Raw genomic sequence first — 19,824 nt, 5'->3', positions numbered from 1 at the left:
ACCTCTCGCGATGCGCGAACCATCCCCCGACGGTCCACGCTCCCCGCCCTCCGGGCTAGGCCCCGAACCCGTATGCCGGAGGGAATTCGTGGTATTCAGTTGGCGTATCGCGCTCCGCCAGTTGGGCGTAACGCCCTACATACAAACCATCGCAAATCTCTGGCGCTGAGCTCAAGAGGTATCACCCTCAAGGACTCCCGCTAGCCGGTTTCGTTGCGCGAGTTCGCACGGAACACCCTTTACCGTTATTCAACCGAGACCTACCACCAAACCTGGTGTCTCAAACCACCCAATATTTACTGGTACGGCCGTACCAGAGTCCGGCATACTGGTACGCATGTCCCACTCTGCCGGTTTCGCCGACTACCGCACGGCCCTGACGACCCTAGGAGCGCGCGGTCCGGTGTTGTCGGCGCTGGTCGGCAGGCTGCCGATCGCAATGATGGGCCTTTCGCTGCTGCTCTATGTCCAACGCTCCACCGGGTCGTTCGCCATCGCCGGACTTGTCTCGGCGGGTTCGCTGATCGGTGTGGCCGTCGGGTCGGTGACCCAGGGTCGGGTCATGGACCGGGTCGGCCCGTCGCGTCCGCTGCTGGTCGCCTCGGCTGTGTTCGCCGTGTTCACCACCGTGGCCATCCTGGCTGTCGAGGCGCACGCCCCGACGTCGCTGCTGGTCATCCTCGGTTTCGCCGTCGGCGCCACTGAGCCGATGATCGGTTCGGCCTCCCGGGCGAACTGGACCCGGCTACTGCCCGCGGGCCCGGCCCGGAACGCGGCCTTCGCCTACGAGGCAATCAGCATGGAGGTCTTCTTCATCCTCGGCCCGGCCCTGGCCGGTGTGCTGCTCGCGGCTCCGTGGGCGGGGACCGGCGTGGTCGCGGGCGCCGCCTGCATGATCGTCGGCGGCACGTCGTTCGCGCTGATGCCGACGGTGCGCCACTTCCGGCCGAACCGGGCCGACCGCGGGGACCACGGCATGCTCGGCGCCCTGGCCTCACCGGGCATGCGCACCGTGGCGTTGGCCGCGATGGGCTTCGGCGCGACCATCGGCTTCATCGAGGTCGCCGTCCCGGCCGCCGCCACGAACGCGGGCAACCCGCCCGCGGGTGGGTTCCTGCTCGGGCTGTGGTCGATCAGCTCGGTCATCTTCGGCGTGCTCTACGGAATCCGGCCGTGGCCGCGGGCGATGTCGCTGCGGCTGCCGGTGCTCCTCGGCGGGTTCGCGGTACTCGTGGCCTTCCTCGCGATCCCGACCACCCTGGTGTGGCTCGGCGCGGCGCTGCTGGTGGCGGGCATGCTCGTCACGCCGCAGGCCACCGCCCACTCGGCGGCGCTGGAACTGGTCGCGCCGAAGGGCACGGTCACGGAGGCGTTCGGCTGGGTGATCACCGCGGTGACCCTCGGCCTGGCACTCGGCCAGTCGGTGAGCGGGTACCTCGTGGAACACGTCAGCGTGGCGTCGTCGTACTTGGGCGCGAGCGTCGTCGGCGTGCTCTTCGCCGTCGTCGTCCACGCCCGGCGTGGCACCGTCGTGGACGTGAACGTGCAGGTCAAGGCCAAGGAACCCGCGCTCGTCTGACCCCCTGTGGATAACTTTCCGCACGTGTCGGTGGATCGGGCTACGGTCGCCGCATGGACTTGACGATCACCACAGCGAAGCTCGCCGCGGCCGCCGCCGACGTCGTCCGGCTGGTGCCGGGGAAGCTGATCGACCCGGTGCTCGGCGGCTTACTCCTCACCGCCGACGCCCGGGGAGTGGTGCTCGCCGCCAACGACCGCGAACGCACGGCCCGCATCAGCTGCGACGCACTGGTGCACGCCGAGGGCCAGGTTCTGGTCCCGGCCAAACCGCTGGCGGAGACGCTACGGGCGCTGGAACAACCGCAGGTCCGGCTGGTCGTCGAGGGCGCCCGCCTGGCCATCCGGGCCGAGGGCGCCCGCTTCGCCCTGCCGCTGCTTGATGTCGACCTACACCCCGGCGTCGCCGAGTCGCCCGCCCCGAGCGGCTCGGTGTCGGCGGCGGTGTTCGCGTCGGCCCTGTCCACGGTCGCCACCACAGCCGCCCGCGACGAGGCCCTGCCGATCTTCACCGGCGTCCGGGTGCGGTCGGAGGACGACAAGCTGGTGCTGCGGGCAACCGACCGCTACCGGATGGCGATCGCCACCATCCCCTGGAACCCAGGACCGTCGACGATCGACGCCCTCATCCCGGCCACCCTGCTGGCGGAGATCGGCAAACAGGTGGTGGGCGACGTCTCGATCGGCGTCGACGCGAACCGGCTGGCGCTGGCCTGGGAAGACATGGTCGTGACCACCGCGGTGCTGGACGGCACATACCTGTCGGAGTCCAAGCTCGCCTTGTCCGACTTCGACACCCACGTCGAAGCCGACGCTGACGCCCTCACCGGCGCCACTCGCCGAGTGGCTCTGTACACCGACACCCGCGGCGTGATCTCCCTCGAAGTCGGCGACAGCGAAGTGCGTTTGCGCACCGCGGACCGCCAAACCGGCGAAGCGGAGGAGTCTGTGAAGGCCACCATCGACGGCGGCCGGACCAGCCCGTCCTACCAGGCCCGCTACCTGATGGATGCCTTACGCCCGTTCGCGGGCAGGCGGATCCGGCTGGCGATCCAGCCAGGCATGCGGGCGACGGTCGTCACGGCTGTGGAGGCTGGGGAGGTGGAGCTGCGGTACATCATCATGCCGATGCTGCCCCCGAAGACTGGCTGATTCAGCCGCGCACTCCCCTGCGGTGGGAAGCGCGCAACCGCGCGATTCGCTTGCAGGGCAGGCAGGTGCGTGCCTGTTGCGTGGTTCGGTTCTGCTCTGCGTTCTTGCTGGGCGGGTCAGGCTGGTTCGGTGCGGCGCAGGTACTCCAGTTGTGCCTGGACTGACCACTCGGCCGCGGGCCAGAGGGACTGGTCGACGTCCGCGTAAACGATCTCCACGACCTGGCGGGGAGTCGCCGTTGTTCCAAGGGTTCGCAGGGCCGCTCGGATCTGATCCAGGCGCACCTCCCTGTGCGCCAGGTATTGCCCTGCCACCAAAGCCAGATCCGGCAGATCTGGTCCGTGCCCTGGCAGCACCACACCCCGCCGCCCGCTGAGGAGACGAAGGGAGTCCAAGTACTGGCCGAGGTCGCCGTCCGGTGGCGCGATCACGGTTGTCCCACGACCCAGCACGGTGTCGCCGGTCAGCATCGCAGACTGTCCATTGTGGTCAATCGCGAGGCAGATCGAGTCGGCGGTGTGTCCTGGTGTGTGGATGACCTCCAGGCCCAGTCCCGCCAACGCCAGTTCTTCGCCGTGGACGAGAGGACCTTCACCACGACACAGTTCACGATCGAACGCCCGCACGGGTGCGTCCGCTTCGCGGGCCAGCCAGGTCGCGCCTTGGACGTGGTCGGCGTGGTGGTGGGTGATGAGGATGGCCTCGATCTTGCCCGCGGCCTCGATCACGCGGGTCAGGTGTGGCTCGTCCTCGTAGCCCGGGTCCACCACGACGCAGCCCTCGGCGCCGGGGGCGCGCAGGAGCCAGGTGTTGGTGCCGTCGAGAGTCATCGCGCTCGGGTTGTCCTCGAGCAGGACCGACGCGAAGGGGGTGACCTCCCGGACGACGCCGTAGGCGGGGTGGCTCATTCGGCGACCCCGTACGCCGGGTCGCCGGGGAGCACCACGCGGACCTGAAGGCCGTCGCGGACGACCTTGGGGATGATCTTGTCGACGGCGGGTTCGGCGGCCATCGCGGAGGCGACCGTCGCGTGTTCGTCGAGGTCGGCGAGGGTCACCCAGGTCGGTGGGAGCAGGCCTCGGCGGCCTTCAGCCCAGTCGCGCAGGGCGTCCGACGGGGGCTGCCAGGCGACGTCTTCGGCTTCCGTCGTGTCCCCGTCGGCGTGTTGGCCGACGGGCATGGCGGCGAGGAAGAAGCGGGTGTCGTAGCGGCGGGATTCCTCGGCGGGGGTGACCCAGTTCGCCCATGGGCGGAGCAGGTCGGCGCGCAGGACGAGGTTGTTGTCGGCGAGGAACTGGGCGAAGGAGTACTTGCGGTCGACCAGGTCCTGGCGGGCGTCATGGAAGGGGCGCGCGTCGGACACGACGCTGCCCGCGTCCGGACCGGCCAGCAGCACACCGGACTCCTCGAACGTCTCTCGCACCGCCGCGCAGACCAGAGCCCGAGCCAGCGACGGCGAACACCCGAATCGCTCCGCCCACCACGTGGCGTCCGGGCCGTGCCAGGCGACGGAGGCGTCCGCGTCGCGCGGGTCGACGCCGCCGCCGGGGAACACCGTCATGCCGCCGGCGAAGGCCATGCCGACCACCCGCCGCAGCAGGAAGGCCTCCAGGCCGGGCTCGCCGTCGCGGACCAGGATCACGGTCGCGGCGTCCTTGGGGACGACCGGCGGGTCGGGCGGCTCCGCGGGGACGAACCCCTCCGGCAGCACCAGTTCCTTGGGCAGCTCACGCACGCCCCGACCCTACGCGGTAGCCGCCGCGCCGGACTGTGCCACCGGCCACGCGCCGCCGGCTTCCACGCCGGCCCCGACCAGCCACACCCGATACCTCCACGCGCGTGTCCGCACGGCCGAACCGATGACTGCCCGGAAGGGCATTACGACCGGGCCCGACGTGCTCGACCCTGGACGCATGGCTGGCGAAATCCTTCTGCGCACGGGGTCAACCGAGTCGGACTGGGTGACCTACCTTCAACAGCTCCTCCGCAACGAGGGCTACTGGGACGGCGACGACACCGGGGTGTTCGACGAGGCCCTCGAGGCCGCCGTCCGTAGTTACCAGACCGCGATGAACATGCAGGTCGACGGCATCGTCGGGCGGCAGACCTGGGGCGGCCTGCGTGACCACGTGTCCCTTCCACCCGGGGAACCGGACCCGGAGGGCACCGAGTCGACCGACGACGGGACCACCGGCTGGGAGCCGGGCGAGGTCGACCACGCGGTCACCTACATCGCCCAGCAGAGCCAGGAAACCTGCTGGGCCGCGTGCCTGGCGATGATCGTCAACTACCGCGACGGCTCGAACTTCGACGACCACACCCTGTGCGACCACGTCGGTCTACCCAGGGACGGCGCCACGGTGTCCGAGGTCGACTCGGCCCTCGCGCAGCTCGACATGTTCCTGGTGGCCCCCGCCTGCTACACCCCCGAGGGCTGGCTGCAACTGCTCGACAACGGCCCCAAGGGCATCATCGTCCCCGGCGCGCCGTGGCACCGGATCGTCATCGCGGGCGCCAAGACCGACGGCACGGCCGAAGGCACGTGGCTGCACGTGCTCGACCCGGACGACACCGAGAGCTGGCAGAGCTACGAGGACGTCGAGACGCGGTTCGAGGCGGGCTCCCCGCGGTCGAACAACATCTTCGGCTACTGAGCGGACAGCGGACAGCGGTCGGCCGCGGGTGACACCTGCGGCCTTCCGCCACGACCACCCGCGAAGGGTATAGACCACTGAGGCAAGATGGCCTCCATGGGCGACACCTTGTTACGAGTCGGGTTGGTCGGAGCAGGTCCGTGGGCCTCGGCGGTGCACGCTCCGGCCATAGCCACGCATCCGGGGACCGAGTTGACGGCCGTGTGGGCGAGGCGGCCGGAGGCGGCCGCCGACCTCGGCGCGCCGGTCGTCGCGGACTTCGACGAACTGCTGGCCACCGTGGACGCCGTCGCGTTCGCCGTGCCGCCCGCAATCCAGGCCGAGATGGCGATCAAGGCCGCCAACACGGGCAAGCACATCATCCTCGAGAAGCCCATCGCCGACTCCGTCGAGACCGCCGAGCGCCTGGTCGACGCGGTGGAGCAGGCCGGGGTGGCGTCGCTGGTGGTCTTCATCCGCCGGTTCGCGCCGGAGACTGTTCAGTGGCTCGACGACGTCCAGGGGCAGACCTGGGCGGGCGCCAACGCCCGGTGGCTGTCCGGGGCGCTGCTGGGCGGAAAGTACTCGGGTTCGGCTTGGCGGCATGCCGGTGGCGCGCTCGTCGACGTCGGACCGCACGTCTTCGACCTGCTCGACGCCGCCCTCGGCCCCGTGGTCGACGTGGTCGCCGCCCACCATGGCGTGGCCGACCTGTGGACCGTCGTTCTGGCGCACGAGAGTGGCGCGACCAGCACCTCAAGCCTGTCGATGTTCATGCCGGTGGACCCGACAGTCACCGATCTGTCGGTCTACGGCGACGGCGGCTACCGCGAGCTGAAAGGCCGGTCGACCAGCCCCCAGGACGCTTACGCAAGGCTGCTCGACGAGTTCACCGGCCTGGTCCGCGACCGCCGCGCCGCGCATCCACTGAACGTCCACAGAGGACTCATGATTCAGCGGCTGCTCGCCGCGGTGGCCACGAAGGTCTAACTCTTTTCCTTCTGCTGCAACGGAACACCGTTGACCAGGGTCGACCGGTTCGCTTCCTGCCAGTCGTAGGACTCGCTCGACTTCCAGGCCGGGGTCTCGCCGCCGCCCTCGCGCCGGGCGAGTTCTTCCTGCAGTTCGCGCAGCAGCGTCAGTTCCTGGTCGTCGTCGGTCTCGCCGTCGCTCGCCTGCGGAATCCAGGGCTCCGGGGTGGCGACGGGCTTGGTCTCGGCGGCGGCCAGGTCTTTCCACCCCTTCGTGACCGTCGGCTTGGACGACGTGCGCTCCAGCGGAACCGACGTCGCGTAGCGCATCGCCGAGTGGTGGTAGTCGCTGGATTCCGTGCTGTCGCGCAGAACCTCGACGGACGCGGTCAGCCCAGCGCGGCGCAGCGCGTGCTCGACGCGGTACGCGGTGGCCGGGCCGGAGCCGGTCGGGCCGATCCGGATGAGCACGATCCGGTGCGGCACCGGGCCGGACGCGGCGCCCGCGGGCGTCAGCCGCCACACCGCCCACACCGCCCGGATGTCGGGAAGGACGTCGAGAACCTGGATCGTCGCCTCGGCGACCCCCTGGTCGGCGCCGACGCCGCCGATCTTGCCCGCGGAGAACTTGTGGGTCGTGCTGACCGCGGTCTCGATGACCTGGATGCGTTCGACCACCGCCGGGTCGCAGTGCGCCGCCACCATCAGCTCGGTCAGCTCTTCGCGTTCGACGCGCGTGACCGGGATCGGACCCGCGGCCAGCGAGCCGACGATCAGCTCCAGCGCCCGGTCGACTTCGGTGGAGGCGAGCAGTTCGCGGGCGTCGGCCAAGGCGTCGTCATCGAGCCTGCCCGCGAGGGACAACAAAAGATCATGGACGCGGACCGGGAGTGTCACTCCCGCCCATCCGGCACCAGCGGCGACCTTCGTCACGATGGACCCCTCCACGTAGTCGGGCTAGCTCGGGACTAAGTGCCCCTTGGCCACCAGCGCTTCCGAAGCCGCGTAGGCGGCCTCGTGGTACGCGGGCATCTCGAGGTCGTCCGGCAGGACCTCGACGGCCGGTTCGTAGGTCCCGAGGGCCCGCAGCACCCGCTGCAGTTCCCCGGTGAGCCGGGCCGCGTCACCGGTGGTGATGACCAGGACGACCCTGGTCGCCGCACCGCCCCCGGCCCGGTCGCGCCGCCACGCCGACCGCGCCTCGACCACGTCGGGCCGACCGCGCAGCATCGCCATGAGGACGACCGCGACCGAGTCGCCCATGCTCACCCATTCGGGCGACTCCGCAGAGAAGGTGTAGTCGACATCGTCGACTTCGTCTACCCACGAGACCGCATTGAGCCGTTCGCCGTCCGCGCCGGACGGCAGCAGCGCGCTGTTGATCAGTCGGAACTCGGCCGGCGTTATCGCGACCCGCTCCCGCAGCAAGGTCAATGGCAGGGCGCGCGCGACCGCGTCGAGCGAGTCGCTGGCCAGCCAGTCACGCAGCCGCCAGAGTTCCCGGTCGCCGAGTCGGCCCGCGAGCCGCAGGAGCAGCTCGTGGCACTCGGCCGCGGCGCTCACGCGACCTCGACGATCAGCTCGACCTCGACCGGCACGCCCAGCGGCAGCTCGGCGACACCGACGGCGGAGCGGGCGTGCAGCCCCGCGTCGCCGAAGATCTTGCCCAGCAGGTCCGACGCGCCGTTGATCACGGCAGGCTGCGCGGTGAAGCCCTCCGCGGAGGCGACGAACCCGACGACCTTCACGATCCGGGTCACCGAGTCGAGCCCGACCAGGTCGTCGATCGCCGCGAGCGCGTTGAGCGCGCAGATGCCCGCCAGTTCGGCGCCGCGTTCGGGGCTGATGTCGGCCCCGACCTTGCCGGTGGCCACGACCGCCCCGTTGACGAACGGAACCTGGCCCGCGGTGTAGACCAACGAGCCGGTGCGCACAGCCGGGATGTAAGACCCGGCGGGCTTGGGCACGTTCGGCAGTTCGATGTCCAGTTCGGCGAGACGGTCGTGCCAGCTCATCAGGCCCCCTTGGGACGCTTGAGATAGGCGACCATCTGCTCGCCGGTCGGCCCGGGGACGACGCTGACCAGCTCCCAGCCGTCCTCGCCCCACTGGTCGAGGATCTGCTTGGTGGCGTGGATCAACAGTGGCACCGTCGCGTACTCCCACTTCGTCATGGGCGGCAGCCTAGAACAGCTTCATACAGTTGATGGGTACGGTTGCGAAGTGGAGACCTGGCGTGTGCTCGCGACCGCCCTGCTCGGGGCGGGCGGAATCGTCTTGTTGCTGGTCACGATGGCCAAGGTGCGCGAACGCACCGGCTCCGCGAGCAGCGTCGCGATAGCGGGCGCGATCTGCGTCACCGTCCTGGCGTTGCTGTGTGTGTTGACGCTGACGGTCCTCGCGCCGCCCGTGGCCTGGGGCGTCGTCATCGCCGTCGGGATCGCGGGCTCCGCCATGCTGCTCGTGGGCTGACCGGTCAGGCGGGCGCGCCCGCCAGGCAATTACGCTGAATGGCGTGACTACACCCGTCGTCGGCTGGACAGAGGAAGTCGCCCGCGCCCGACTGCACGTGGTCACGGGCAAGGGCGGCACCGGCAAGACCACTCTCGCCGCGGCGCTCGCGCTGGCCATCGCGTCGGCGGGCAAGCGGGTGCTGCTGGTCGAGGTCGAGGGCAGGCAGGGCATCGCCCAGCTCTTCGACACCCAGCCGCTGCCGTACTCCGAGGAGCGGGTCGCCCTGACCGCCGCGGGCGGGGAAGTCAAGGCGCTGCACATCGACGTCGAGGCCGCGCTGCTCGAATACCTCGGGATGTTCTACAACCTGGGTTTCGCGGGCCGCACGCTGAGCCGGATGGGCGCGATCGAGTTCGCCACCACCCTGGCGCCGGGCCTGCGCGACGTGCTCCTCACCGGCAAGATCAAAGAGTGCGTGACCCGCACCGACGACCACGGCAGGCACGTCTACGACGCCGTCGTGCTCGACGCGCCGCCGACCGGGCGGATCGTGAAGTTCCTCGACGTCACCAAGGCCATGGCCGACCTGGCCAAGGTCGGCCCGATCAAGGGGCAGAGCGACGGCGTGATCCGCCTGCTGCACTCCGGCGACACCGCCGTGCACCTGGTCACCCTGCTGGAGGAGATGCCGGTGCGGGAGACCGTCGAGGCCGTCGAGGAACTCGACGAGGCGGACCTGCGCCCCGGCGCGATCATGGTCAACCGGGTCCGGCCGCCGCGGCTGCCCGCCCGGTCGGTCACCGCGGCCGCCGACGGCCGGGTCGACGCGACCAGGGTGCGAAACGGGCTCATGTCGGCGGGGCTGAAGCTGTCCGCCGAGGACATCGACGGGTTGGTCGAGGAAACCGTGGAACACGCGATCAGGGTCCAGGCAGAACAGAGCGCGCGCGCTCAGCTCGCCGAGGTCGATTTGCTCGCGGTAGAGCTGCCCGATCTGGTCGACGGTGTCGACACGGCCGCGCTCTACGAGCTGGCCGAGGCCCTCGTCGACCAGGGCGTCCGATGAGCGGCCTCGACGTCGACGCGCTGATCGACGACCCCGCGACCCACGTCATCGTCTGCTGCGGTTCCGGTGGGGTCGGCAAGACGACGACCGCCGCCGCGATCGCTGTGCGGGCGGCCGAGCGCGGCCGCAAGGCAGTGGTGCTGACCATCGACCCCGCGCGAAGGCTGGCCCAGGCGCTCGGTCTGAGGGAACTCGGCAACACCCCGAAGTCGGTGTCGGTCGACGGGTTCGAGCCCGACGGCGAGCTGAGCGCGATGATGCTCGACATGCGTCGCACGTTCGACGACATGGTGCTGGCGCACGCGGGCGAGAAGCGGGCGCAGGAAGTCCTCTCCAACCCGTTCTACAAGACGATCTCCACGTCGTTCTCCGGCACGCAGGAGTACATGGCGATGGAGAAGCTCGGGCAGCTCGCCGCCGAGGCGCAGTGGGATCTGATCATCGTCGACACCCCGCCGTCACGGTCCGCGCTGGACTTCCTCGACGCGCCGCAGCGGCTGTCCACCGCGCTCGACGGCCGCATGATCAAGCTGCTGACCGGGCCCGCGCGGGCGGGCGGTTGGGGTCTGCGCAAGGTCGTCAGCGCCGGGTTCGGCCTGTTCGCGAAGGCCGTTTCCACGATCGTGGGCGGCCAGCTGCTGGCTGACGCGTCCGCGTTCGTGCAGGCCTTCGACGGCATGTTCGGCGGCTTCCGCGAGCGCGCGCAGAAGACCTACGAATTGCTGCGGTCGGAGGGCACGGCGTTCCTCGTGGTCGCCGCGCCCGAACCGGACGCGCTGCGCGAGGCCAGCTACTTCGTCGAGCGGCTGGCCGCCGAGTCCATGCCGCTGGCCGGGCTGGTCGTGAACCGGACCCACCCGGTGCTCACCGCGCTGTCCGCGCCGAAGGCGATCGCCGCGGCCGACAGCCTGGAGTCGGCCGGTGAGGCCCCCCTGGCCGCGGCCGTGCTTCGACTGCACGCCGACCGGGTGGCGCTGGCGCAGCGGGAGCGTCGACTGATCTCCCGCTTCACCAAGGCACACCCGGCGGTCGCGCTGGTCCACGTGCCCGCGATGCCCGCCGACGTGCACGACCTGGAAGGCCTGCGGCGGATCGGGACGAGCCTGGCCGGAGATCAGCCGACGCGGACGTCTTCTTCCTCGTCGTCGAAGGAGTGACTCCGACGCGCGTTGTCGAGCAGGTCGCGCCAGGAAAGCACGTCCGGCCTGCGGCGTAGCAGCGCCCGGCGTTCCCGCTCGGTCATGCCGCCCCACACGCCGAACTCGATGCGGTTGTCCAGCGCCTCCGCGAGGCACTCCGTCCGCACCGGACACGCGATACAGACCAGCTTGGCCTTGCGCTGCTCGGCGCCGCGGACGAACAGACCGTCCGGATCCTCGTCACGGCACGTCGCGCGAACTCGCCAGTCGACCTTGGTTTCGAGATGCATAGCCCCCACCCCTGTCGTCGTCGCGACCCTGAACCGAATACCCCCCGGTACCGGTTGCGTCCCAGCCCGTGGGCTGTTCTGCCTGTCGTGAGACGTTGACGAACCTTAGTGGGTATCGGTTCCATCGAAAACAGCGGGGAGACGCGCGTTACGTAATTTGATGAACTCGCAACCTCCCGAGGTGAGAGAAACCGCGACCCCTCGGAGTTATCCACAGGCGCGAGTCGTCTCACGGTGAGCCGACCGCCGGGCGCGTAGGCTGACCAACGTGCGTTTGGGAGACAGCCTGCTGAAACTACTCGGTCTCTGCCTGCTCGCCGGTGTGCTCGTGGCCGGGATGCTGTTCCCTGTCATGGGGGCACTCGGGGTGGTGTCGAACCGAGCCAGTGACACGATCGACAGCGTGTCGGCCGACCTTGTCGCGACCGACCCACCGCTGATCACCACGATCACCGACAGCGCCGGGACACCGATCGCGTCGCTGTTCGACCAGTACCGCATCCCGGTCACCCCGGATCAGATCTCGCCGACCATGAAGGCGGCACTGGTCTCGATCGAGGACCGAAGGTTCTACCAACACAACGGTGTCGACTGGAAGGGCACCATCCGCGCCGCCGTGTCCAACCAGACCGGCGGCGACGTGCAGGGCGCTTCCACGCTGACCCAGCAGTACGTCAAGAACTACTTGATCAACGTCGTCAACCGGGGCAACAAGACCGAGCAGTCGAAGGCCCAGGAGCAGACGATCGCGCGCAAGCTGCGCGAGGCGCGGATCGCGATCCAGCTCGAACAGAAGATGAGCAAGGAAGACATCCTCACCGGCTACCTCAACGTGGTCGAGTTCGCCTACGAGGTCTACGGCATCGGCGCCGCGTCGAGCGCCTACTTCGGCACCACGCCGGACAAGCTCTCGGTCGCCCAGGCCGCCCTGCTCGCGGGCGCGGTGAACAACCCCGTGCTCTACAACCCGTGGCGCAAGCCCACGGAGACCCTCGCCCGGCGCAACGTCGTGATCGACAAGATGGTCGAGAACGAGAAGCTCTCCCCCGACGCCGCCGAGGCCGCGAAGAAGGAAGACCTCGGGATCCTCCCAGCCCCGAAGAAGCCCGCCGCCAACTGCGTCGGCGCGGGCCCGGAGTACGGCTTCTACTGCCAGTACGTCTACGAGTACCTGCAGAAGCTCGGCTTCACCCAGGACCAGATCCAGACCGGCGGCTACACGATCAAAACCAGCTTCGACGCCCGCGCCACCCAACTGGCCAAGGCGGCGGCCGAGGCCGAGGTCCCCAAGACGACGCCCGGCATCGCCAACACGATAGCCATCGTGCAGCCAGGCAGGGAACGCCACCAGGTGGTGGCCCTGGTGGCCAACCGCGACTACGGGCTCGACGCGGCCAAGGGACAGACCACCTACGGTCTGCCCAGTCGGGTGGCGAACAAGTTCGGCGCGGGCTCGATCTACAAGATCTTCACGTCGGCCGCCTACCTGGAAAAGGGCGGCGGCATCATGAACCAGATCGACGTGCCTCCTACCCACAACTCCTCGGTGTTCGTGGGCGGCAGCGAGAAGAGCTGTCCGCGCACGGCCGCGCCGAATGACGGGAACACCCGGGTGTACTGCGTGAAGAACGCCGCGGACTACCCGACGAAAATGACGCTGCAGGACGCACTGGCCAAATCCCCGAACACCGGTTTCGTCATCCTCGAAGAGCGGGTCGGCATGGGGCCGGTCGTCGACATGGCCAGCCGCCTCGGCCTGCGCGACACGATGGCGTCCAGCATGGGCGGTGTCGAGCCGGACCCCACGCAGAAGAAGGACGAGTACCGGCTGAGTCAGTCCGACTACTTCAAGCCCTCCGAGCGAAGCCCGGGCAAGGCGTCCTTCACCCTCGGGCCGGGTCCCCTCAGCACGATCGAGCTGGCCAACGTGGGTGCCACGATCATGAGCGGTGGCGTCTGGTGCCCGCCCACCCCGCTCATCGAGGTCCGTGACCGCGAGGGCAAGAAGATCGAGGTCAACGAGCAGCCGTGCGAGCAGGCGGTCGCCGAGCCGCTGGCGAATGGCCTGGCCGTCGGACTGTCCAAGGACGACACCAGCGGTACCGCGACCCGTGCGGCGAGCTCCGTCGGCTGGAACCGGCCGATGATCGGCAAGACGGGCACCACCCAGGAGTACAAGTCGGCCGGTTTCCTCGGAGCCACCCCGCAGTACTCGGCGGCCGTCCTCACGTTCAACGACAGCCCGAAACCCCAGGGCATCTGCGACACCGACCCACCGCGCCTGTGCGGGACGGGCGGAAACATCTATGGCGGCAAGGTGCCCGCACGCACCTGGTTCCACACGATGTCGAAGTTCCTCGAGGGCCAACCGGTGCTGCCGCTACCAGTCGCCGAACCGCGCTACCTCGACGGCGGCCCCGAGATCAAGGTCCCGGACGTCATCGGCAAGTCCCAGGATGAAGCGACCACGATCCTGCAGAACGCGGGATACAAGGTCACCGCCACCGAACGCAACGACGCTCGCAAGAAGGGCACCGTCGTCGGCCAGTCCCCGCGCGGCGCGGCCCTGGCAGGCGAGACGATCACGATTTTCGTCAGCACGGGCTACGTCCCGCCGCCGCAGACCTCCGACACACCGGTCCCGCCATCGGAGACCCCACCCGGCGGCCCAGGCACGCCCCCACCTGGCGGCGGCGGCCCCGTGGTGCCACCGCCAGGCAACGGCGGGGGCAACGGACCACCGATCACCATCGGACCGGTTGATCCGTAACACGCAATGACGTATGTATCGGGTGCCGCACTCTCACGGAGCGGCACCCGATAGACGGAAATCCCGGTCAGCGACGGCAGCGGCAAGTCACCAGACAGTTGTCATGATCGTCCATGGCGTCAGCCTCGATGTGCGGATAGCGCGGCAAGCGCCGCGCTATCCGACCAACGCCGACGAACCAGTTGCCTTTGCTGGTCACCGAGCAGCGGTCTCAGCCGGTGAGCTTGGCTTTCACCGCGGCTGCGACGCGGCCGCCGTCGGCGCGGCCCGCGACCTTGGCGTTGGCGGCCTTCATGACCTGGCCCATCTGCTTCGGGCCGGGTGCCGAGCCGAGCTGCTCTGTGATTTCAGCCACAGCACTGTCGACCAGGTCGGCGAGTTCGGCGTCATCGAGTTGCTTGGGGAGGTAGGCGGCGAGGACCTCGGCCTCGTCGAGTTCGGCCTGGGCCGACTCCGCGCGGCCCGCGCCTGCGAAGGCCTCCGCGGCTTCCTTGCGCTTCTTCAGTTCGCGGGCCAGGACCTTCAGGACCTCGTCGTCGGTGAGTTCCCTGGCCGAGTCGCCCGCGACCTCCTCGGTGGTGATCGCCGCGAGGGCCATCCGCAGGGAGGCCGTTCGGGTCTTCTCGCGGCCCTTCATCGCGGCGGTCAGGTCCGTCTGCAACCGGTTCTTGAGCTCAGCCATGTCCAGAACCCTACTGGCCGCACAAACGCAATACCCGGCACGCACACCGCGCCACGTACCCTCGTCGGCGTGAGTGACCTAGCCACGACCCTGCGCCGCATCGCCCTCGGCACGACCGCCCTCGGCGCCGCCACCCTCGCGTACGCCGCGGGCTACGAACGGACCCGCTGGACGCTGCGCGAGGCGACCCTGCCCGTGCTGGCCGAAGGCTCCCGCCCGCTGCGCGTGCTGCACATCTCCGACCTGCACATGATGCCCGGCCAGAAGTCGAAGCAGGCTTGGGTCGCCGAGCTGGACAGCCTCAACCCGGACCTGGTCGTCAACACCGGCGACAACCTGTCGCACAAGCAGGCCGTTCCCGCGGTGATCCGCGCGCTGAACCCGCTGCTCAACCGGCCTGGGCTGTTCGTCTTCGGCAGCAACGACTACTACGCGCCCAAGCCGAAGAATCCCGCGCGCTACCTGTTCCCCTCGGACAAGCGCATCCACGGCATCTCCCTCCCGTGGCGTGACCTGCGCGCCGCCATGCTGGAGCGTGGCTGGCACGACCTCACCCACACCCGCACCCGCCTGACCATCGACGGCCGCCTCATCGCCGCCGCGGGCGTGGACGACCCGCACCTCAAGCGCGACCGCTACGACGAGATCGCCGGCCGTCCCGACCGGACCGCCACCCTCACGCTGGGCGTGACCCACTCACCGGAACCGCGGGTCCTCGACCGGTTCGCCGAGGACGGCTACGACCTCATCCTGGCCGGCCACACCCACGGCGGCCAGCTCCGAATCCCCGGCTACGGCGCCTTGGTCACCAACTGCGAACTCGACCGTTCCCGGGCCCGCGGCTCGTCCCGCTGGGGCGCGCACACCTGGCTGCACGTGTCCGCCGGTATGGGCACTTCCCCTTACGCCCCAGTGCGTTTCGCCTGCCCGCCGGAGGCAAGTCTGCTGACCCTGGTCCCCCGCACGACCGGCGGAGAACCGGCCCGCGAGGGCGCAAGGGGAGCCCGATTCGGAGCCCGCGCGAAGGTTCGCTAGACTTCATTCGTCGCACTCGGGGTGTGGCGCAGTTTGGTAGCGTGCTTCGTTCGGGACGAAGAGGTCGCAGGTTCAAATCCTGTCACCCCGACCAGGTCAGGGCCTGTCCACTGTGAAGTGGACAGGCCCTGATTTGTGTCTGCCTGACTAACTGCCTGACTAAGCCGCCGAACCGGGGAACAGTCGGTCGATGGTCGCCGCACCGTCCTGCAAGACCGGGCGGATCTGGTGGCGGTAAACCTGCTCGGTCACCGACGTACCGCTGTGCCCCACCAGGAGCGAGATCTTCTCGATCGGCACCCCGCCGTCCGACAGCAGCGACACGAAGCTGTGGCGCAGTTCCCGCGGCGTCCAGTCGGCCGCCTTCAGACCGGCCTTCTTCGCGACGCGCCGGAACCCGCGCCGTACGTTGGCCGAATCAAGCTCGGTGCCAGTCTCAGACGCGAAGACGAGCCCGTGTTCCTGCCACCTCTCCCCCGCTTCCTGCCGGGCGACCGACTGCCGTTCCTTCTGCGCCTTGAGCGCATCCACGCATCGCTGCGGTAGCGCCGTCGTGCGCTTCGACTTCTTGGTCTTGGTGTCTCCACCCGTGCGGACGGAACGCCACACCATGATGTGAGGCGGAGTCGGCGGATTCGCCTTCGGCGCTCCCACCAGATCGACGTGTGACCAAAGCAAGGGACGCACTTCCTCAGTTCGTGCACCGCTGAGCAGCGACACGATGATGTAGGCACCCATTGTGGAGATGTCGGCTTCGGCGGCATCGAGGATCGAGACGGCCTGATCGAACGTCAATGACTTCGACGGTCGGCCTGCCTTACCCGAAGGCACTTCACACAGACGCACAACGTTCCGTTTCACCTTGTCTCGCGCCTGGGCGCGAGAGATCGCCCGGAGCAGAATCGAGCGGATGTCCCGCAGCGTCCTTGTGGACAAGGTCTTGGCTTTGTCGGCAAGCCATACGTCCACGTCATCTGCGGAAAGCGCGCGGAGCTTCCTCGCACCGAGTGCGGAGATGACGTGCGTGTTGGCAAGACTCGTGTTCTTCTTGACGGTCTCCTCGTCGCGCCCGTGCAAGCCGTACGTCAGCCAGTCGCGGACTGCCTGGGCAACGGTGTAGTCGTGTGGTGCGATTGCCACGCCGTCTTCGTAGTCGCGCAGGATCTCTTTCAGCGCGTCCTTGGCGGCGGTCTTGGTCTTGCCGCTGGCGGACTTGACGATGCGCTTTCCGGCTGGCGTGTAGCCGACTGTCGCTTCGGCAATCCACCGTTGCCGCGCTTCGCTCCAACGCAATCCGCCGTCCCCACGGCTACGACGCTTGGTCATAACAGGCCCCCGATTCTGCGATCAGCTGAGTGATGAAGTCGTTGATTGCCTTTGCCGGGACCCGTCGGGATCTGCCGATGACGACCGATCGGAGCTGTCCGGCGCGGATGAGTTCGTAGACGACGGAGCGGCTCACGGAGAGCAGGGCGGCGGCGTCTTCGACCTTGTAGAGGTGCCGTTCGGGCACCACGGTCGGCACTTGGCGGGTGGCCATGGCGTTCCCCCTCGGCTGGTCGATCGAGTGACAGGTCGGTTTAGGTGTCACCGGTGCTGTCACAGGCGTTCTCCCTGGTCAAAGGGGGTGGAGTGACAAAGTGACAGCGGTGACACCTCTTGGGTGGGGGTGGTGTCACCGGGCGGGTAGTACGCGCCGTGTGCGTTGCGGACCTGTCCATCCCCGGCCATGCGGGTCAGCGTCTTGCGCACGGTGGCGGGCTTGATGCCGAGGACTTCGGCGATGTCGGCGGGCTTGCTGCCCGGGAAGTCGCGCAGGTAGCGGATGAGCTGGGCGCGGGTGTCGGCCATGAGGTAGTCCTCGGCGGGGCCGTCGAGCTTGGACCAGGCCCCGGTGTCGGAGTCGAACCGCATGGCGTAGTCGGTCTCTTCGACGTCGCGGCCGGTGACGTGCAGGACCCCGGTGTCCTCACCCCGGCCGCGTTCGAGCACAAGGATCGAGTCAGCCGCCCCGGTGAGCCCGTTGGTACCGGACACCAGGGCAGACCAGTCGTCGTGGCCCTGCTTGCGGACGTGGTGAATCAGCAGGATCGGCACTTCGTAGTGGTCGGCGATGACCTTGAACCGCCCCGCGGCTTGGTAGTCCCCGGCGTAGGCGGAAATGCCCGGCGAGTCGGTGCCGCGCATCTTCTCGAACGTGTCGATGATGACCAGGCGCGCGTCCTGGTTGGCCTCCAGCCAGTCGATGATCACCGCGTCCCCACCGGCCGTCATGACCGGACACGAGGTCTCCAGAGTAAGCAGCGGCGACGGCGTGCCCCCGGCCTTGAGCATGTGCCGACGACGGCGCTGCAACCGCCGCCCGGTGTCCTCCAGGGCGCAGTAGAGGACCGCCCCCTGTTCGACGTCGATGCTCCCGAGCGCGGGTTCCCCAGTGGAGATGGACGCGCCCAACCCGAGGGAGAGCCACGACTTCCCCAGCTTGGGTGCCCCGGCGAGGATGTTCAGCCCTTCGCAGAGCAGGCCCGGCACGGCCCACCGTGGCTCGGGGAACTGGGTGGCCATCAGTTCGGTGTCGGTCCACCTGGACTGCTTGCGTACGGGCAATGCGTCGACCACGGGGCGCAGGTGCGGTGTGGCGTTCATCAGGCGGCCTCCTGCCAGGTGTCGGAGCTTGGGCAGCCGAACGGGGAACAGCCCTGCTCGGTGTCGGGGTCGTCGTCGGGGTCGGTGAGTCCGGCTTCGGTGTCGGCGATGGCGTCGAACACGTCGGTTTGACGGGCGGCCCGCTCGGGTCGGGTGACGTGGTCGATCGGCGCTTCATCTAGCGGCCGCAGTGATTCGTGGAGGTAGAAGTTGCCGCGTAGGTCGGTGCCGTTGGCGGTGGCGTGCGGGTACCCGACCCGGATGGCGTGGTCGAACGCGACCGCGTCGGCGAAGCTGGTCGGGTCGGTATCGCGCATGCGTCGCCACCCGGCGTTGCGCCGGAACGGACACCCCACGCAGGCGCTCTTGGGTGTCTTGCCGAACCTGCGGGTGCGCAGGTAGCGGATGCAGTCGGAGCGCTGCCAGCCCTCACGACCGTCGGCGGCACCGGTCATCCACAGCAGCGGGTGGTTGTGGCGGGCGTAGGACACCTGGGAGTCCTTGGCGCGGTGGAACTCATCGCGGCTGATGCCGATGGAGGCATCGACGTGCCGACCGCGCTTGACCCGGCCGGGTCGCCCGTTGTCCTTCATAGGCGCACCCAGCAGCGAGCGGACGGCTTCCTGAATCGGGCGGATCTTGTACTCAGCAGTGCACTGACGACGACCCATGCCCTTGCTGCCATCGGGGTTGCGCACGTGCAGGGGCATCGAGGCGAACCGCTTGGCGGGGTTCAGGGCGTCGTCGCGGATGTTGCCGACGCTGACTCGCAGGATCGGTATCCCGGCGGGGTTGGCCACTTCCCGTTCGATCCGGTCCAGGTGCGTGTAGACGGCGGCGGGTTCCCACCCGGTGTCGGCGAAAATCGCAAGGTCGTAGCGGGGGATGCGGCCCTCAGCCGAGAGCAGCAGCAGCGTGGAGGACTGCACACCGGCACCCAGGTTGAGCACTCGTGGCGCGGCCATCACGCAGCCACCTTCCGGGGACGGTTCGCCCCGGCCCGCAAGCCGGACGCGATAGTGGTCAGCGCTTCACGTTCGGAGAACCGGCGCACCCCGATGTGGCGGGCAGCGCCGGAGAGCAGGGCGGCGCGGCCGTCGTCTTCGGTGAGCGCGCCCCCGGCGACGAGCTGCCCCAGTGCGACAGCGGCGGCGTAGAGGGTGGCGTTGCGGTCGTGGATGGCGTCGCGGACCTTGGCGCACTCGGCAGTGATCGCGGCCTGGAGGTAGCGGTCACGGCGCGAGGCGGCGACCGGGACCGGCCGCGCGGGTGGAAGGGGCGGTGGTGCCGGGGTCAGGCGAGTCGCCAGCCACGCGGGCAGCGCGGCGGGTACCTGGTCGTCGGTGAGTGTGTAGGCACGGCCGTCCACTGTGGAGCCGGGGCCGACGACGTAGCCGCCGTGGGCGCGG

At 69.1% G+C, this 19,824-nt stretch carries 22 protein-coding genes and 1 tRNA gene; 10 read left to right on the top strand and 13 right to left on the bottom strand.

Annotation, left to right across the window (positions count from 1 at the left end; genetic code table 11):
- Nucleotides 1–337 precede the first annotated feature (337 nt).
- Together ACRDSQ_RS12535 and dnaN are read left to right on the top strand one after the other, a co-directional pair.
- A complete protein-coding gene (locus tag ACRDSQ_RS12535; RefSeq protein WP_431421115.1) occupies nt 338–1,579 on the top strand; it encodes an MFS transporter in 1,242 nt (413 codons plus the stop codon).
- A 53-nt stretch (nt 1,580–1,632) separates the two neighbouring features.
- Nucleotides 1,633–2,730, top strand: a complete 1,098-nt coding sequence (dnaN, locus tag ACRDSQ_RS12530) for a DNA polymerase III subunit beta (protein ID WP_431421114.1) — start codon at nt 1,633–1,635, stop codon at nt 2,728–2,730.
- 116 nt (nt 2,731–2,846) lie between these two features.
- Here the strand turns inward: dnaN and ACRDSQ_RS12525 are convergent, their stop codons facing one another.
- Both ACRDSQ_RS12525 and ACRDSQ_RS12520 read right to left on the bottom strand, forming a co-directional pair.
- Nucleotides 2,847–3,638 (bottom strand): MBL fold metallo-hydrolase, encoded by a 792-nt coding sequence (locus tag ACRDSQ_RS12525; protein ID WP_431421113.1) that lies wholly within the window; start codon nt 3,636–3,638, stop codon nt 2,847–2,849.
- Nucleotides 3,635–4,456 carry an NUDIX hydrolase gene (locus tag ACRDSQ_RS12520; RefSeq protein ID WP_431421118.1) on the bottom strand — a complete coding sequence of 274 codons (822 nt, stop codon included), beginning with the start codon at nt 4,454–4,456 and terminating at the stop codon, nt 3,635–3,637. Before ACRDSQ_RS12520 ends, ACRDSQ_RS12525 begins: the two co-directional genes overlap by 4 nt.
- 187 nt (nt 4,457–4,643) lie before the next feature.
- Here ACRDSQ_RS12520 and ACRDSQ_RS12515 point away from each other — a divergent pair, with 187 nt between their 5' ends.
- Together ACRDSQ_RS12515 and ACRDSQ_RS12510 are read left to right on the top strand one after the other, a co-directional pair.
- Nucleotides 4,644–5,384 carry a peptidoglycan-binding protein gene (locus ACRDSQ_RS12515; protein ID WP_431421112.1) on the top strand — a complete coding sequence of 247 codons (741 nt, stop codon included), beginning with the start codon at nt 4,644–4,646 and terminating at the stop codon, nt 5,382–5,384.
- 96 nt (nt 5,385–5,480) lie between these two features.
- Entirely contained in the window at nt 5,481–6,353 is an 873-nt protein-coding gene (locus ACRDSQ_RS12510; protein WP_431421111.1) for a Gfo/Idh/MocA family protein, read from the top strand.
- On the opposite strand, the gene ACRDSQ_RS12505 is transcribed toward ACRDSQ_RS12510, so the two are convergent.
- The 4 genes from ACRDSQ_RS12505 to ACRDSQ_RS12490 are packed head-to-tail and all read right to left on the bottom strand — an operon-like array spanning nt 6,350 to nt 8,507.
- A complete protein-coding gene (locus ACRDSQ_RS12505; protein ID WP_431421109.1) occupies nt 6,350–7,267 on the bottom strand; it encodes a hypothetical protein in 918 nt (305 codons plus the stop codon). The genes ACRDSQ_RS12510 and ACRDSQ_RS12505 overlap by 4 nt on opposite strands.
- 24 nt (nt 7,268–7,291) lie before the next feature.
- Nucleotides 7,292–7,897: a hypothetical protein gene (locus ACRDSQ_RS12500; RefSeq protein WP_431421108.1), complete on the bottom strand. Its 606-nt coding sequence runs from the start codon at nt 7,895–7,897 to the stop codon at nt 7,292–7,294.
- Nucleotides 7,894–8,349: a RidA family protein gene (locus ACRDSQ_RS12495; RefSeq protein WP_431421107.1), complete on the bottom strand. Its 456-nt coding sequence runs from the start codon at nt 8,347–8,349 to the stop codon at nt 7,894–7,896. The genes ACRDSQ_RS12500 and ACRDSQ_RS12495 overlap by 4 nt, the downstream gene beginning before the upstream one ends.
- Entirely contained in the window at nt 8,349–8,507 is a 159-nt protein-coding gene (locus ACRDSQ_RS12490; RefSeq protein WP_091380118.1) for a DUF4177 domain-containing protein, read from the bottom strand. Before ACRDSQ_RS12490 ends, ACRDSQ_RS12495 begins: the two co-directional genes overlap by 1 nt.
- 49 nt (nt 8,508–8,556) lie before the next feature.
- On the opposite strand from ACRDSQ_RS12490, the gene ACRDSQ_RS12485 reads away from it, so the two are divergent.
- Genes ACRDSQ_RS12485 through ACRDSQ_RS12475 form a run of 3 tightly spaced genes read left to right on the top strand, consistent with a single transcriptional unit; the run spans nt 8,557 to nt 11,010 of the window.
- Nucleotides 8,557–8,805 (top strand): hypothetical protein, encoded by a 249-nt coding sequence (locus ACRDSQ_RS12485; protein WP_431421105.1) that lies wholly within the window; start codon nt 8,557–8,559, stop codon nt 8,803–8,805.
- Between the two features lie 43 nt (nt 8,806–8,848).
- A complete protein-coding gene (locus ACRDSQ_RS12480) occupies nt 8,849–9,853 on the top strand; it encodes an ArsA-related P-loop ATPase (protein WP_431421104.1) in 1,005 nt (334 codons plus the stop codon).
- Nucleotides 9,850–11,010, top strand: a complete 1,161-nt coding sequence (locus tag ACRDSQ_RS12475; RefSeq protein WP_431421102.1) for an ArsA family ATPase — start codon at nt 9,850–9,852, stop codon at nt 11,008–11,010. Before ACRDSQ_RS12480 ends, ACRDSQ_RS12475 begins: the two co-directional genes overlap by 4 nt.
- On the opposite strand, the gene ACRDSQ_RS12470 is transcribed toward ACRDSQ_RS12475, so the two are convergent.
- Nucleotides 10,968–11,282, bottom strand: a complete 315-nt coding sequence (locus tag ACRDSQ_RS12470) for a WhiB family transcriptional regulator (protein WP_091380130.1) — start codon at nt 11,280–11,282, stop codon at nt 10,968–10,970. The two genes, ACRDSQ_RS12475 and ACRDSQ_RS12470, sit on opposite strands and share 43 nt — an antisense overlap.
- 268 nt (nt 11,283–11,550) lie before the next feature.
- Here ACRDSQ_RS12470 and ACRDSQ_RS12465 point away from each other — a divergent pair, with 268 nt between their 5' ends.
- A complete protein-coding gene (locus ACRDSQ_RS12465; protein WP_431421101.1) occupies nt 11,551–14,052 on the top strand; it encodes a transglycosylase domain-containing protein in 2,502 nt (833 codons plus the stop codon).
- 211 nt (nt 14,053–14,263) lie between these two features.
- Here the strand turns inward: ACRDSQ_RS12465 and ACRDSQ_RS12460 are convergent, their stop codons facing one another.
- The gene (locus tag ACRDSQ_RS12460; RefSeq protein WP_431421099.1) at nt 14,264–14,734 is read right to left on the bottom strand and encodes a GatB/YqeY domain-containing protein; all 471 of its coding nucleotides are present in this window, start codon (nt 14,732–14,734) and stop codon (nt 14,264–14,266) included.
- 90 nt (nt 14,735–14,824) lie between these two features.
- On the opposite strand from ACRDSQ_RS12460, the gene ACRDSQ_RS12455 reads away from it, so the two are divergent.
- Both ACRDSQ_RS12455 and ACRDSQ_RS12450 read left to right on the top strand, forming a co-directional pair.
- Nucleotides 14,825–15,769: a metallophosphoesterase gene (locus ACRDSQ_RS12455; protein WP_431421117.1), complete on the top strand. Its 945-nt coding sequence runs from the start codon at nt 14,825–14,827 to the stop codon at nt 15,767–15,769.
- A gap of 17 nt (nt 15,770–15,786) precedes the next feature.
- A tRNA-Pro gene (locus ACRDSQ_RS12450) sits at nt 15,787–15,863 on the top strand.
- Nucleotides 15,864–15,928: 65 nt separating this feature from the next.
- Here ACRDSQ_RS12450 and ACRDSQ_RS12445 read toward each other — a convergent pair.
- The 5 genes from ACRDSQ_RS12445 to ACRDSQ_RS12425 all read right to left on the bottom strand — a co-directional run.
- Entirely contained in the window at nt 15,929–17,095 is a 1,167-nt protein-coding gene (locus ACRDSQ_RS12445; protein ID WP_431421098.1) for a site-specific integrase, read from the bottom strand.
- Nucleotides 17,079–17,309 carry a helix-turn-helix domain-containing protein gene (locus ACRDSQ_RS12440; protein ID WP_431421097.1) on the bottom strand — a complete coding sequence of 77 codons (231 nt, stop codon included), beginning with the start codon at nt 17,307–17,309 and terminating at the stop codon, nt 17,079–17,081. Before ACRDSQ_RS12440 ends, ACRDSQ_RS12445 begins: the two co-directional genes overlap by 17 nt.
- A 59-nt stretch (nt 17,310–17,368) precedes the next feature.
- A complete protein-coding gene (locus ACRDSQ_RS12435) occupies nt 17,369–18,334 on the bottom strand; it encodes an AAA family ATPase (RefSeq protein WP_431421096.1) in 966 nt (321 codons plus the stop codon).
- Between the two features lie 80 nt (nt 18,335–18,414).
- Nucleotides 18,415–19,380: a hypothetical protein gene (locus ACRDSQ_RS12430; RefSeq protein WP_431421095.1), complete on the bottom strand. Its 966-nt coding sequence runs from the start codon at nt 19,378–19,380 to the stop codon at nt 18,415–18,417.
- A partial coding sequence (locus ACRDSQ_RS12425; RefSeq protein WP_431421094.1) for a bifunctional DNA primase/polymerase occupies nt 19,380–19,824 on the bottom strand: 445 nt, incomplete at its 5' end. The genes ACRDSQ_RS12425 and ACRDSQ_RS12430, both read right to left, overlap by 1 nt.

Origin of the sequence: Actinokineospora sp. (assembly GCF_050699995.1) — a bacterium.
Lineage (GTDB): Bacteria > Actinomycetota > Actinomycetes > Mycobacteriales > Pseudonocardiaceae > Actinokineospora.
Note: the sequence above shows the minus strand (reverse complement) of the source record. Positions and strands in the feature narration are given on the sequence as shown.

Bases quoted from the DNA above. Each gene is read 5' to 3' on its own strand.
- ACRDSQ_RS12510 (WP_431421111.1), top strand. From the start codon at position 5,481: ATGGGCGACACCTTGTTACGAGTCGGGTTGGTCGGAGCAGGTCCGTGG.
- ACRDSQ_RS12490 (WP_091380118.1), bottom strand. From the start codon at position 8,507: ATGACGAAGTGGGAGTACGCGACGGTGCCACTGTTGATCCACGCCACC.
- ACRDSQ_RS12525 (WP_431421113.1), bottom strand. From the start codon at position 3,638: ATGAGCCACCCCGCCTACGGCGTCGTCCGGGAGGTCACCCCCTTCGCG.
- dnaN (WP_431421114.1), top strand. From the start codon at position 1,633: ATGGACTTGACGATCACCACAGCGAAGCTCGCCGCGGCCGCCGCCGAC.
- ACRDSQ_RS12475 (WP_431421102.1), top strand. From the start codon at position 9,850: ATGAGCGGCCTCGACGTCGACGCGCTGATCGACGACCCCGCGACCCAC.
- ACRDSQ_RS12435 (WP_431421096.1), bottom strand. From the start codon at position 18,334: ATGGCCACCCAGTTCCCCGAGCCACGGTGGGCCGTGCCGGGCCTGCTC.
- ACRDSQ_RS12460 (WP_431421099.1), bottom strand. From the start codon at position 14,734: ATGGCTGAGCTCAAGAACCGGTTGCAGACGGACCTGACCGCCGCGATG.
- ACRDSQ_RS12430 (WP_431421095.1), bottom strand. From the start codon at position 19,380: ATGGCCGCGCCACGAGTGCTCAACCTGGGTGCCGGTGTGCAGTCCTCC.
- ACRDSQ_RS12445 (WP_431421098.1), bottom strand. From the start codon at position 17,095: ATGACCAAGCGTCGTAGCCGTGGGGACGGCGGATTGCGTTGGAGCGAA.
- ACRDSQ_RS12495 (WP_431421107.1), bottom strand. From the start codon at position 8,349: ATGAGCTGGCACGACCGTCTCGCCGAACTGGACATCGAACTGCCGAAC.
- ACRDSQ_RS12440 (WP_431421097.1), bottom strand. From the start codon at position 17,309: ATGGCCACCCGCCAAGTGCCGACCGTGGTGCCCGAACGGCACCTCTAC.
- ACRDSQ_RS12470 (WP_091380130.1), bottom strand. From the start codon at position 11,282: ATGCATCTCGAAACCAAGGTCGACTGGCGAGTTCGCGCGACGTGCCGT.
- ACRDSQ_RS12515 (WP_431421112.1), top strand. From the start codon at position 4,644: ATGGCTGGCGAAATCCTTCTGCGCACGGGGTCAACCGAGTCGGACTGG.
- ACRDSQ_RS12535 (WP_431421115.1), top strand. From the start codon at position 338: ATGTCCCACTCTGCCGGTTTCGCCGACTACCGCACGGCCCTGACGACC.